The organism is Rhizobium sp. NPDC092011, from assembly GCF_044756305.1.
Classification (GTDB): Bacteria; Pseudomonadota; Alphaproteobacteria; order Rhizobiales; family Rhizobiaceae; genus Rhizobium.
The window spans coordinates 949780-962125 of the sequence record NZ_JBIVSO010000002.1 but is presented as its reverse complement, the minus strand read 5'-3'; the positions used below and the strand labels follow the sequence as shown (position 1 = coordinate 962125).

The window sequence follows — 12346 nt, the reverse complement described above, 5'->3', positions numbered from 1 at the left end:
TCCCGGCTCCGTAGGGCGCAAGAAACCAAGCATTAACCATTCTCAGGCAAAAGTGAGTACCAGTTTTACGGTTCCGCCTCGGTAGGGAATGTCCATGTTTTCGCGTCAATTTCTTCTTGCAAGCAGCCTCGCCGCCGCGACCCTCTCCACGATGGTTTGGGTGAATTCTGCCGAAGCGGCCCCCCGCGACAAGGCATTTTTCCAGTCGGTCGCCGGCTCGTGGAATGGTCCCGGCGAAATCGTCGCCGGCAAGTATAAGGGCACGAAGTTCACCTGCAGCCTTACGGGCAAACCGCTCGATGGTAGCAGCGCTGGCGTGAAGCTCGACGGCACCTGCCGCGTCGGCGTCTTCCAACAGCCGATGTCGGCGGAGATCACGCAGAGCGGCGGCTCTTATTCCGGAAAGTTCCTCGATGGCGCAGCCGGCAAGGGTCTCGATGTGACCTCCGGCACTGTCAACGACGGCACGGTGGTTCTCGGCCTTATCAGGCAGAAACTGAATGGCGCCATGATCGCCCGCGTTTCCGACAGCAAGTCGATGAACGTTACGATCTCGGTCAAGGTCGGCGAACAGATGGTGCCCGTCATCGGCGTCACCCTGAAGCGCGCCGATGTCGATCCGATTGCTGTGGGATCGATCCAGTAAATTCGGGCGCATAGTCAGATATTCGAAGGCCGGCATAATTGCCGGCCTTTCTTGTTTCATCTCACCTCAGGCGGAAAGCCACCAATCCTGGCTCTCGTCGGCAATCTCGATCCCTTCGATATCGACGTCCCGCAGCCAGTCCTTGATAGCGCGCCCCTTCACGGTGAGGTCGCCGGCGAAATCCGCAAGCGGCATCAGCACGAAACCGCGCTCGGTCATCCGCGGATGCGGAATGGTCAGCAGCGGCTCCGTCTGCTCCAGCGCACCATAGGTCAGGATATCGATATCGATTGTCCGTGGCCCCCAGCGCTCGATCCGGACGCGCTTCATCTCACGCTCTATGTCGAGACACACGTCGAGAAGTTCCTCCGGGGCAAGCGTCGTATCGACGGCTGCGCAGGAGTTGTAGAAGAAGGACTGATCCGTCTTGCCCCAGGGCGGCGTGCGGTAGAGCCGCGACACCGAAACCACCTGGCAGTCGTCACGCGCATCGAGCGCGCGCAAGGCAAGCGCCATTGCTCGCACCGGATTGTCCAGATTGCCGCCCAAGCCGAGCGTCGTACGCACCGCAGTACCTTCAGGCAAAGTGCTCAACGCTCACCTGTACGTAATCTAGAACGCCGGGAACCGGGGCATTGGGCTTGCGCACAGTGATCTTTGCGCGGCGAATGCTGGGAAAACGCCGGCACAGTTCCTTGGCGACATCAAGCGCCAGCGCCTCGATCAGATAGCGCCGGCGACCGGTGACGATCTCCTCGATGACACTGAATGCGATGCCGTAGTTGACGGTATCGTCGATCGAATCGCGCTCCAGGGCATCGCCGGCATCGACGTCGAGTTCGGCATCGACAAAGAAACGCTGTCCGAGGAATTCCTCCTCGTCATGCACGCCGTGGCGGGCAAAGAATGCGCAATTCTGCAGAGTAATAGTATATGTTACAGCGCTCATGGCGTCCCTCCGTTTCGAACAGGCACGACGGCGTCCGAAAACCGTTCCCTATCATGTTTCGGGATCATGCTTTAAGTCTCGCGCGCGTCCTGAGGATAGCATCTGCAACCGCCAGCGCGTCTCTGTTGATTGCGACATTATGCACGCGGAATAGGGCAGCTCCCTGCAAACGCAATATCGCGCTTGTCGCCGCCGTCCCCGCATCTCGATCCCCCGCATCACGCCCGGTGATCGTACCGACAAATCGCTTGCGCGAAGTACCGACCAGAAGAGGCAGCTCGAACCGAAGCAGCGCATTGAACCGCGCCATCAGCTCCAGGTTTTCCTCGGCGCTCTCCTTGGCAAAACCAAACCCGGGGTCGAGCACGATATGCTGCCTGCCGACGCCGGCGGCGGCGGCGATATCGAGCGAGCGATTGAGAAACAGCAGCTGATCATCGATCACGTCGGGCAGCTTCTGGCGATCGCGACCCGTGTGCATGATGCACAATCCCGCTCCCGTCTGCGCCGCAAGCGCTGCTATATCCGGCTCTCGTTGCAGACCGAAGACATCATTGACGATATGCGCTCCCGCGCCGATCGACAGTCGCGCCGTATCGGCGCGATAGGTGTCGACCGAGATCAGCGCCTCGGTCCTGCTGCGCAGCGCTTCGATGACGGGCAGCACCCGGCCCTGCTCCTCACTGGCGCTGACGGCATCGGCGCCGGGCTTCGTCGATTCGCCGCCGACGTCGATGATGGCGGCTCCGTCTTCGACACAGGAGAGCGCATGTGCAACCGCCGCGTCAACTGCCTCGTAATGCCCGCCGTCGGAGAAGGAATCCGGCGTCACGTTGACGATCGCCATGATCACGCTCTGCTTGCCGACCTCGATGCTGCGGCCATGTGCGACATGCCATATGTGGCTGCGAAGCTCCGTCAAGAACTATCCCATCCCATTGAAAATGAAAAAACCTTGCGCTTGATATTGCGCTCACAGTGGCTATGCCGCAAGGTTCACAGAAGTTCAACATGGTAGCGACACGAATGCCGCTTGCATCCCATAAGATCATTGTTTCGTGTGCTCTGCTGCTCGCGTTCTGCCTACCCGAAATGGCCAAGGCCGAAGTCGTCGCCCGAAAGACAATTTCCTATTTCGACATCAAGGGCCGCACCGCCGATGAACTCGATGCGGCACTCAATCAGCGTGGACCGCTGGCGATGGGTTCCAGCAGCCATCACCCCGGCGCCACGAAGATTCGCTTCGGCGGCAACGCGACCTATAGCGAGGCGAATGGCCGTTGCTACATTTCCGATGTAAAGGTGACCGTCGATACGGAAATCATTCTTCCGCGCTGGCGCGACCGGCGCAATGCCGGCAAGCAGCTTTCGATGATCTGGGACACATTGGCTGGCGACATCCGTCGCCACGAGGACCGGCACGTCGAAATCGCCCGTCAGCACGCTCGACAGATGGAACGGCAGATCCTCGCCCTGCGGCCGGCGGCCGATTGCGACACACTTCAGGAAAAGGCCAATGAGGTGACGGAGCGGGAAACCCAACTCCACGATGCCGATCAGGCACGTTTCGATCGCATCGAAGCGATCAACTTCCAGAGCCGCATGCAGAGATTGCTCTATTATCGCAGCCGGCAGAACAGCCCCTAAAGCGCTCGCGAGAGCTCGCATTCCATGAAAATGACCGTCGGGAAGCAATCTGCTGTGTGAAAACGGCCACTATATCTGTGAATCGTCCCGTTTTTTCGCTCTTTGAACTTTACGAGAATCTGAAATAGGTTTTTCCTATCATTCACAGAGATGGATGCACCGACTGATTCCAAAGACCGGGCTATATCTCGAATGAAACGTTTTGAGTGCCTGTGCCGTCAGGTTTTCTCGCTGAAGGGCGCAGTGGGGTTTATTTTCCAAAGCATGCGCTAAGTGTTCTCCTGGCGCGTCCTGAAGCCATAGGTGTTTCCTCCCTTGCCTGTGGTGATGCGCCCGCCTCGCCTCGCTCGCTGCACCAGCTGAGCGGGGCATCTTTTTGGGGCTGATGCGAATATCTCCATCCGGCAAGTCGAACGGATCACCCACCATGCGGTGCGTGATCCGGAGAAAATTACGCCTGGCGTTCCGGTACGTGGACGACGAGGCCGTCAAAGGCGCTCTTCATCCTGATTTGACAGGAGAGACGCGAATTCGGGCGAACGTCGAAGGCGAAGTCGAGCATGTCTTCTTCCATCGCCTCTGGGCTGCCGACCTTTTCGGTCCAATCCTCGTCGACATAGACATGACAGGTGGCACAGGCACACGCGCCACCGCACTCTGCCTCGATACCCGGAACGGAGTTGCGTACGGCATTCTCCATTACGGTGGATCCGTTGTCGACATCAAGTTCGAAGCGTGTGCCGTCGAAGGCGACGATGGTGAGTTTGGTCATGTCAGTGAATTCCGAAATTCGTGAATGAAGAAAGACGATCCGGAATTTTACTTCCAACAATTCGCCAGGGCAGTCAACATTTGCGCCGCCGAAACGGTCTGATCCGCTCGACGGTGCAAGGACTTTGTCGATAATCCGACCTATTGGTTCAGCGTGAGAGTTTCAGAATGAAGTTCTCGGCCTCGATAACCGAAGTGGTGACGGCCGCCATCTGGGCAGCGTCATTTCCATTTCTTTCGAGTGCAGCCGCCGCATCAGCGACACGAAAGGCACCCACTGCGCTTGCCGCACCCGTCAGCTTATGGGACGCCGCTTGAACACGCTTGGCATCGCCGCTGCCGATCTCCTGCAAGCAGGAGCGCGCCTGCCGGGCAAACATCTGCAACACCTCGACTTCAAGGGCCTTGTCGCCCATCGTCTGCTTCCCGAGATGAACGAGATCGATCGCCTTCGCCTGCGTCGGGGTCGGTCCTCGCGAATTATCCGGAGATTCAAATGCGATATTCGATACTGCCATGTGCCAACGCTCCCGTCTTTTAGCTTCGACTGTTTTAGCGACCTGCCGCATACTTGCGGCCTGGGGATGGCCATCGAGTTAAATTTTGGCACATTGAGGGCGTAAAACTCGAGACATGGTTAACGCGCGTTAAACATGCTCAAAATCTCGGGTTTTCATGACGTTGAACGTGCAAAGAGGGTTAACGCGACCCTAACGATCCACTGTATTTAAGGTGGAATTAATTGTCATGACTAGGGGAATGTGTCACTACGATACTGGTAAATTGGGTAGATGGCGCATGCCTTTGCCCAAGAAGTGGATGATGGTAATGTTTTCATAACATCCGTTTGAAAAACCAGTTATCCACTCTGAAATGTAATGGGAAATCCAAAGCCGGTTTCGACTGGAAGCGGAGGCCCCCACGGGAAGCAGGGTTCGTCCTTTCCGGACGCGGCGGAATTACCGGAAACGACATGGCAGGCCCGAGTGAGTTTGTAACGAGGCGTAACCGCATGGCGAACAAGAAGTACATCGAGTCGGTCGAGGACAAGGCCTTTCAGGCATTGGACGAAGCATTGCAGATCGATTTCAGTGACGAGAACTTGGAGTCTCGCAGCGGTCCTGCGCCTGATGTCCCGGAGCGAAAAGTGTCTGAGCCGCCGAAACAGCCGATCAAGCAGACCATGGACGATGCCGCTCGCAAGTCCGCCGGCGCACGCAGTGCAGCCGCCCCGACAGCATCCCCACGCCCCGCGGAGGCGCCGAAAAGCCCGAACCTGGCAGCCGCCAACGACGGCAACCGGGCGAGCCCCGCCAGTATCCTGAAGGCGCTCGATGGCGGCTCGCAGAGCCATGCTGTCCGCAACGCGACGATCTTCTCGCTGTTCTGGATCATCGGCGGCGCCGGCCTCGCCTTCCTTCTTTATGGCGAGCAGATCCGTAACATCCATTCGATTGCCGATCTCGCCGCCCTTCCCGGCGTCATTGCCTGCATCGTCGGCGTGGTCGTCCCCGTCCTGCTGTTCTACGCTTTCGGCATGATGATTTCGCGGGCGCATGACATGCGCAACGCCGCGCGCTCCATGGCTGAGGTCGCCCTGCGCCTCGTCGAGCCCGAAACCGTCGCCTCGGAACGCATCATGACGGTGGGACAGGCCGTGCGTCGCGAAGTCTCGGCGATGAACGAAGGCATCGAGCGTACCATTGCGCGCGCCACCGAACTGGAAACCCTCGTCCACTCCGAAGTCAACGCACTCGAACGCAGCTATGCCGACAACGAACTGCGCGTCCGCGGCCTGGTTCACGAACTGGGCACCGAGCGCGATGCGATCGTCAATCACGCCGAACGGATCCGCTCGTCGATCGCCGGCGTTCATGATCAGATCAAGGAAGACCTGTCGCTCGCGACCGAAGAGATCGCCGTGCGCCTCTCCACATCGGGCGAAGCTTTCGCCTCGATGATCGATACGCGCGCCGCAGCGCTGATGGAGAAGTCGGATTCCGCCGTTCAGGCACTCGGAACGCTGCTTTCTGCCAAGACCGACAGCCTCCTGCAGAACCTCAACGCTTCGGGCCTCGCCCTTAGCAACGAGTTCGATTCCCGTATGGATGCCCTGTCGTCGACGCTCGGTGAGCGCGGCAAGGAGCTGCTCGGTCAGTTCGAGACCCGTGCCTCCACGCTTGATGCGAATACGGAAAAGCTGAACAACGCGCTAAACGACCGCGCCCGCCAGCTCAACGAAACGCTGGTTGCCCGCACCAGGGAAATCAGCGAGAGCCTCACCGGCGGCGAACGCTCCATCACAGGCACGCTGGACAACGTCCTTGCCAAGCTCAACTCGTCGCTGGACGAAAAAGGCGCGAGCTTCCGTCAGAGCCTGCAGTCGACGGCAGACGATGCCATCATGGACATCGACCTCCGCTCCGGCTTCTTCGAGGAGCGTTTCCAGTCGACGATCGCGCAGCTTTCGACGACTTTCGACGATCGCGTTTCCGAATTTACCTCTGCCTTCGACAAGCGCGCCGGCACCCTCGACAGCAAGCTTTCGGAAAGCCTCGCCCGGATCAATCAGTCGCTAGGCAGCAACTCCGAAGCTCTCGAAGGTATCCTGACCTCGAGCATAGAGCGTCTCGGCTCGTCCCTCACGGACCAGTCCTTTGCTCTTGCGACCACGCTTGCGACCGGCCAGGAAGTTTTGGAAAGCGCGATCGGCTCCAGAGCCGAAGAAATCACCTCTGCGCTCCAGAACGCCACCAGCGGAATTTCGTCCGCCCTCACCTCCGGCACGGGCGAATTGCATTCGGCGCTGTCGACACATGCAAACACATTCACCAATGCTGTGCAGGGTGTGACCCGGGATGTCACAGCTGCTCTTCAAAGCGGCACTGAAGAACTCACCACGACCTTCACGGGCCGCGCCGCCGAGATCAACAACACGCTCTCGTCTCGTACCAGCGAGATCACGCAGGCTCTGGGCTCCGCCCATGAGCGCATCGATGCCGTCATGGCGTCTCGCAGCACCGCGCTGTTTGGCGCGCTGGCCGACAATCAGTCGCGCTTCGAGCAGACGCTGGCCGAACGTTCCGAAGGCATCGTCAGTGCAGTCAGCGGTTCTCACGATCATCTGACCGCCGCTCTCGACGAGCGAACCTCGATGCTGGCCATCTCGCTTGCCGAAAACCAGCTTCGCCTGGAAAACACGCTGGCAAGCCGCGCCGATGCCATCACCGGTGTGCTTGCAGATACGCATGGAAAGATCGCCGACACGCTCGACGACAAGACGATGGCGCTTGCCATCGCTCTCTCCGAAAGCCAGTCGCGCCTGGAAGATACCGTATCCGGACATGCCGAGCAGGTCGCCGGCACGCTGGACGAAAAGACCAAGGCCATTGCCCGCGCTCTCGCCGAAGGCCAGACCCGTCTGGAAAGCACCGTTTCGGGCCATGCGGAAAGCGTCACCAATGCGCTTGACGACAGGACGATGGCGCTTGCAATCGCGCTCTCCGAGAGCCAGGCTCGTCTGGAAGAAACCGTCTCCGGCCATGCCGAACGTGTGAGCGAGACGCTGGATGGCAAGACCGGCGCACTCGCCCGCGCCCTTGCCGAGGGACAAGCCCGCCTCGAGAATACCGTTTCCGGCCATGCGGAAAGCGTTACCAACGCCCTTGACGACAGAACGATGGCGCTGGCCATTGCGCTCTCGGAGCACCAGGCCCGACTGGAAGAAACCGTTTCCGGTCACGCAGAACGGGTCGCATCCACGCTGGACGGCAAGACCGGTGCTCTCGCCCGCGCCCTTGCCGAGGGACAAGCCCGCCTCGAGAATACCGTTTCCGGCCATGCGGAAAGCGTAACCAACGCGCTCGACGATAGAACGATGGCGCTGGCCATCGCGCTCTCGGAGCACCAGGCTCGACTGGAAGAAACCGTTTCCGGCCACGCAGAACGGGTCGCATCCACGCTGGACGGCAAGACCGGTGCGCTGGCCGCAGCGCTCACGAGCGGACAGAGCCGCCTTGAGGAAACGCTCTCCACCCGCGCCGAAGAGATCATCAGGGCATTTGCCGGCAATCACGCCGCTTTGGCCGACGCGCTGGATGACAGGACGATGGCATTGGCCGTCGCACTGGCCGAGAGCCAGGCTCGCCTGGAAAGCACCGTCTCCGGTCACGCCGAAAGCGTTACGAATACCTTGGACGACAAGACGATGGCGCTTGCCATTGCTCTCTCCGAAACCCAGGCTCGCCTCGAGGACACCGTTTCCGGCCATGCCGACCGTGTCGCCGATACGTTGGACGGCAAGACGAGAGCCTTGTCCGACGTTCTGACGAACGGCCAGTCCCGCCTCGAGGCAACGCTTGCCAATCGCGCGGACGCCATCGCCAGCGCATTCACGAATAACCACGCGGCACTAGCCGACGCCCTGGACGACAAGGCGATGGCACTTGCCATCTCGCTCTCCGACACCCAGTCGCGCCTCGAAGATACCCTTTCGAGCCGCCTGGATGCGCTGTCCAGCACGGTGGCCGGTACTCATGACAAGATCGTCAACAGCCTCGACGACAGAACGATGGCGTTGGCAATTTCGCTCTCGGAAAATCAGGCAAAGCTTGAGGAAACCCTCTCGAACAGTGCCCGTGCGATTGCTCATACCGTAACCAGCGGCCACGACGCGCTGACCAACACTCTTGATGACAAGAGCATGGCCTTCGCGATCTCGCTTGCCGAAAACCAGAACCGTTTCGAAAGCGCCCTGGAGTCGCGCGCCAACGCCCTTCTCGACAGTGTCTCCGGCGCGGAATCCCGCGTGGCAGGCGCTTTTGGCGACAAGGCGGATGCCATTCGCGCTGCTTACACGGAAAATCAGGATCGCCTCGATCGCTCGCTTGCGGCACACACTGAATCCCTGTCAGGATTGCTCGGCAGCAATGCCGATCGGATGGAAAATGTGCTCGGCAGCACGACGCGCCAGCTCGAAAATACGCTTGGCACCGGTCTGTCCGAAATGGACCAGAATCTTGCCTCGGCCTACGAGCGCATGCGCTCCACTCTCGAGGATCGCAGCAACGCCATCAGCCTGACGCTTCGCGACGCCCACGCTCAGATCGACAATACGCTGCTTGAGCAGACCACCAACATCGGCACGTCGATCGCCACCAGCGCCAGCATGCTCGAAATGTCGCTCGAAGACCGTGAGGCGTCTTTGCGCCAAACCATCGACATGAGCGCAAGGGCATTGGAAGAACGCCTGAACAGCGGTGCAGGCGATATCGCCGGCCGCATTCAGCAGGCAGCTGGCGACATCGCTCGCTCCGCCGAAACCTTCTCGTCCAACCTCAATCAGTCGATCGACGGCATGAACAGCCGCTTTGCGGAAACCGGTTCGCGCGTCGAGGCAAGCTTGTCGGCCCTTGAAAACCGCATCCATGAGGGAGTGTCCGGTGTCACCGCTCAGGTCGACGCCGCAGGCAACCGCCTCTCGGATACGCTGGCGACCGGTTCGGCCAGGATCGACAATAGCGGCAACGAGGCTGCCGCCCGGATCGAAGAGCGCCTGACCACCATGGATCGCGCCCTCAATCTCGGCCTCGAAGCGGTCAACCGCACCATCGAAGGCAAGGCAGCTAATCTCGCAACCACGCTGCGCACCGCCGTCGCCGATGCGGCTCAGGGCATGGACAGCGAGGCAACCCGCACGGCCGATCTGCTTGCCAATACCGGCCAGCAGTTTGCCGAAAACCTCGGCACCCACAGCGATGCCTTCACGCGTGCCATGACCGAACGTTCCGACGACCTCGTGAGCCGCGTCTCGGAAACGCAGAACCGCCTGGCGAGCCAGGCAGCCGCCGTCGCACAGACCTTCTCCGAAGCCGGCAATGCGATCGTCAACAAGGTCGCCGAAGCCGAAGGCCTCGTCAGCAACCAGGTCAACACGATCTCGCAGGCCCTCTCCTCGGCCGAACAGTCGCTGGAAGCCCGCGGCACAGCCATCCGCAACACCCTTGCAGGCGGCAGCGAGCAAATCGCGTCCACCATGTCTCAGGTCGAGCGTGCCCTCGAAGAGCGTACAACGGCCATCCGCACCTCGCTGGAAGACCGTGCCCGCGAAATCGACGCCACCCTCGCCGACGTCGACAAGGCATTGGAAGCTCGTGGCTCCTCGATCCGCACCTCGCTCGACGAGCGCACCCGCGAGCTGAACTCGATGCTGGCCGGACGCTCCACAGAACTGTCGCGCCTCATCGACGAGAAGGCTCGCCCGATCGTCGACCGCTATGCGGCAACCGGCCAGGAAGCAGCCGCCCTCATTACGGCGGCAGCACAGGAAAGCACGGAGCGCCTGCGCGCCGAAAACGCCGCTCTGATCAACGCTATCGCATCGCGTACCGAACATGCTGTCGGCACCGTCAGCGCGCTGGAAAATAACCTGCTCGCAAGCGTCAACGGCATCATCGCCCGTCTTGCGGAAAACAACTCCGCGATCACCGGCCTGCTCTCCAACGCCGCAGCCGAGTTCGCAAGCGTCGACGATCGCCTCAGTGCGACATCGGCACGTTTCGCCGACTCTGCCGCGAAGGCCGGCGAAATGGTTTCGGCCTCCAGCCGTCTCCTCGAAGGCAAGGTCGACAAGCTGTCGGAAATCACCGGCCAGACCCTGTCGCAGGTCGGTAGCATCGTCGGCCGCTTCGACGATCACTCCAAGGTGCTGACACAGGCCTCCCAGCTCCTGGGTGCAGCGCAGTCGAACCTCGTATCGACGCTGGAAGAGCGCGAAACGGCACTGCAGAACCTGGCTGTCGGCCTCGTCCAGCGCTCGGAAGAGATCGAGAACACCATGCGCGCCCTCGGCTCCATGGTGGAAACCGCCTTCGACCGCGCCGAACAGCGCTCCAACCAGGTCACCGGCAATCTGCGCCAGAGCGTCCAGTCCTCCTTCGCCGATATCGGCCGCGTTCTCTCAGACGCCGAGAAGCGCGCCGAAGATGCCGCGGAAAATATGCGCGGTTCACTTCAGAAGGCTGGCGAGGAAGCGGGCCAGGCGCTGGAGAGCACCTTCGCCAATGCCGAGCGCCGTTCCAACGATCTCACCAACCGTCTGCGCGGCGGCCTGACGTCCTCGCTCTCGGAAGTCGAGCGGATGTTTGCCGAAGCCGGCAAGACCTCCGACGGTGCAGCCGAGCAGCTGCGCGAAACCCTGCGTGTGGCCGTTGATGATGCCATCGGCCGCTTCGCCGGCGCCACCGACGAGATCCGTCGTTCGGCTGGCGATATCCGCCGCGAACTCGACATGACCCGCAGCGAGCTGAAGCGCGGCGCATTCGATCTGCCTGAAGAAGCCAAGGAAAGCGCTGCCGCCATGCGTCGCGCCGTGGCGGAGCAGATCAAGGCCCTGCAGGATATCTCGCAGATCGTCGGCCGCTCGACGCAGCAGCTGGAAATCTCCGAACCCGCAGCACGCGCATTGGCAAATGCACAGCCGGCCCCGCGTCCGCAGCCTGCGGCACCTGCCCCGTCCGCAGCCGCTCCAGCGCCGGTGGCAGCTGCTCCGGCTCCAAAGCCGCAGCAACCTGCTCCGCAGCAGCCTGCACCCCAGCAAAGCGCTCAGCAGCCGGCGCCCCGGCCGCAGCAGCCTTCGATCGAAACGCTCGGTCTGCGCGGTTCCATCCCGGCTGAACGCCCGGCCGTCCAGCCGCAGCGTCCTGTTGAAACGCCCGCTCCTGCCCGTCAGGAAACGGTAGCCGGAGGCGGCTGGATCAGCGACCTGCTGCGCGGCGCCTCTCGCGACGAGAACGCAGATCTGCCGCCGGCACGCCAGGCCGCGCCGCGCGCGCAGACGGAACAGGCAGCCGCGCCAGTGGCCCGCAATCCGCGTCACGTCGTCGAATCCCTGAACTCGCTGTCGGTCGATATCGCTCGCGCTATCGATCACGACGCCTCGGTCGATCTGTGGCGCCGTTACCAGCGCGGCGAACGCGACGTGTTCACCCGCCGTCTCTACACGCTGAAGGGTCAGCAGACCTTCGACGACATCAAGCGTAAGTATGATCGCGAACCGGAATTCCGTACCGCCGTCGATCGTTACATCGCCGATTTCGAAAAGCTGCTCGCCGACGTTGCTCGTACAGATCGCGATCGCACCGTCACGCAATCCTATCTCACCTCGGATACCGGCAAGGTCTACACCATGCTGGCGCATGCGGCAGGCCGCTTGAGCTGAGATCGAGGCAAACGCGAACATTGAAAATCCCCGGCCATGTGCCGGGGATTTTGATTCTGGACGCTTCGATTTGGTCGCGTGAAAAAGGGCGCCCCTAAGGTCGCCCTCGCTGTGT

General features: G+C 61.1%; 8 protein-coding genes. 3 read left to right on the top strand and 5 right to left on the bottom strand.

Annotation, left to right across the window (positions count from 1 at the left end; translation table 11 throughout):
- Positions 1-94 precede the first annotated feature (94 nt).
- A complete protein-coding gene (locus tag ACIQJ2_RS13005) occupies positions 95-646 on the top strand; it encodes a hypothetical protein (protein WP_199151524.1) in 552 nt (183 codons plus the stop codon).
- A gap of 66 nt (positions 647-712) precedes the next feature.
- Here ACIQJ2_RS13005 and folK read toward each other — a convergent pair whose 3' ends face one another.
- The 3 genes from folK to folP all read right to left on the bottom strand — a co-directional run bounded on the left by folK (position 713) and on the right by folP (position 2517).
- Complete coding sequence (gene folK / locus ACIQJ2_RS13000) at positions 713-1231, bottom strand: 2-amino-4-hydroxy-6-hydroxymethyldihydropteridine diphosphokinase (protein ID WP_400669612.1); 519 nt, start codon at positions 1229-1231, stop codon at positions 713-715.
- Positions 1224-1595 carry a dihydroneopterin aldolase gene (gene folB, locus ACIQJ2_RS12995; RefSeq protein WP_199151522.1) on the bottom strand — a complete coding sequence of 124 codons (372 nt, stop codon included), beginning with the start codon at positions 1593-1595 and terminating at the stop codon, positions 1224-1226. Before folB ends, folK begins: the two co-directional genes overlap by 8 nt.
- Before the next feature lie 64 nt (positions 1596-1659).
- Positions 1660-2517, bottom strand: coding sequence for a dihydropteroate synthase (folP, locus tag ACIQJ2_RS12990; RefSeq protein WP_400669185.1), 858 nt, complete (start codon positions 2515-2517; stop codon positions 1660-1662).
- A 104-nt stretch (positions 2518-2621) separates the two neighbouring features.
- Between folP and ACIQJ2_RS12985 the strand changes: the two genes are divergently transcribed.
- Positions 2622-3242, top strand: a complete 621-nt coding sequence (locus ACIQJ2_RS12985; RefSeq protein WP_400669609.1) for a DUF922 domain-containing Zn-dependent protease — start codon at positions 2622-2624, stop codon at positions 3240-3242.
- 451 nt (positions 3243-3693) lie between these two features.
- On the opposite strand, the gene ACIQJ2_RS12980 is transcribed toward ACIQJ2_RS12985, so the two are convergent.
- Both ACIQJ2_RS12980 and ACIQJ2_RS12975 read right to left on the bottom strand, forming a co-directional pair.
- On the bottom strand, positions 3694-4014 hold the full coding sequence (locus ACIQJ2_RS12980; RefSeq protein WP_400669183.1) for a 2Fe-2S iron-sulfur cluster-binding protein: 321 nt from the start codon (positions 4012-4014) through the stop codon (positions 3694-3696).
- Between the two features lie 148 nt (positions 4015-4162).
- A complete protein-coding gene (locus tag ACIQJ2_RS12975; RefSeq protein WP_400669182.1) occupies positions 4163-4531 on the bottom strand; it encodes an Hpt domain-containing protein in 369 nt (122 codons plus the stop codon).
- Positions 4532-5025: 494 nt separating this feature from the next.
- On the opposite strand from ACIQJ2_RS12975, the gene ACIQJ2_RS12970 reads away from it, so the two are divergent.
- Entirely contained in the window at positions 5026-12231 is a 7206-nt protein-coding gene (locus tag ACIQJ2_RS12970) for a hypothetical protein (RefSeq protein WP_400669180.1), read from the top strand.
- Positions 12232-12346: the final 115 nt, after the last annotated feature.

Excerpts from the sequence above, each read along its gene's own strand:
- ACIQJ2_RS12985 (WP_400669609.1), top strand. The coding sequence starts at position 2,622 with ATGCCGCTTGCATCCCATAAGATCATTGTTTCGTGTGCTCTGCTGCTC.
- ACIQJ2_RS12975 (WP_400669182.1), bottom strand. The coding sequence starts at position 4,531 with ATGGCAGTATCGAATATCGCATTTGAATCTCCGGATAATTCGCGAGGA.
- ACIQJ2_RS12970 (WP_400669180.1), top strand. The coding sequence starts at position 5,026 with ATGGCGAACAAGAAGTACATCGAGTCGGTCGAGGACAAGGCCTTTCAG.
- ACIQJ2_RS13005 (WP_199151524.1), top strand. The coding sequence starts at position 95 with ATGTTTTCGCGTCAATTTCTTCTTGCAAGCAGCCTCGCCGCCGCGACC.
- folB (WP_199151522.1), bottom strand. The coding sequence starts at position 1,595 with ATGAGCGCTGTAACATATACTATTACTCTGCAGAATTGCGCATTCTTT.
- ACIQJ2_RS12980 (WP_400669183.1), bottom strand. The coding sequence starts at position 4,014 with ATGACCAAACTCACCATCGTCGCCTTCGACGGCACACGCTTCGAACTT.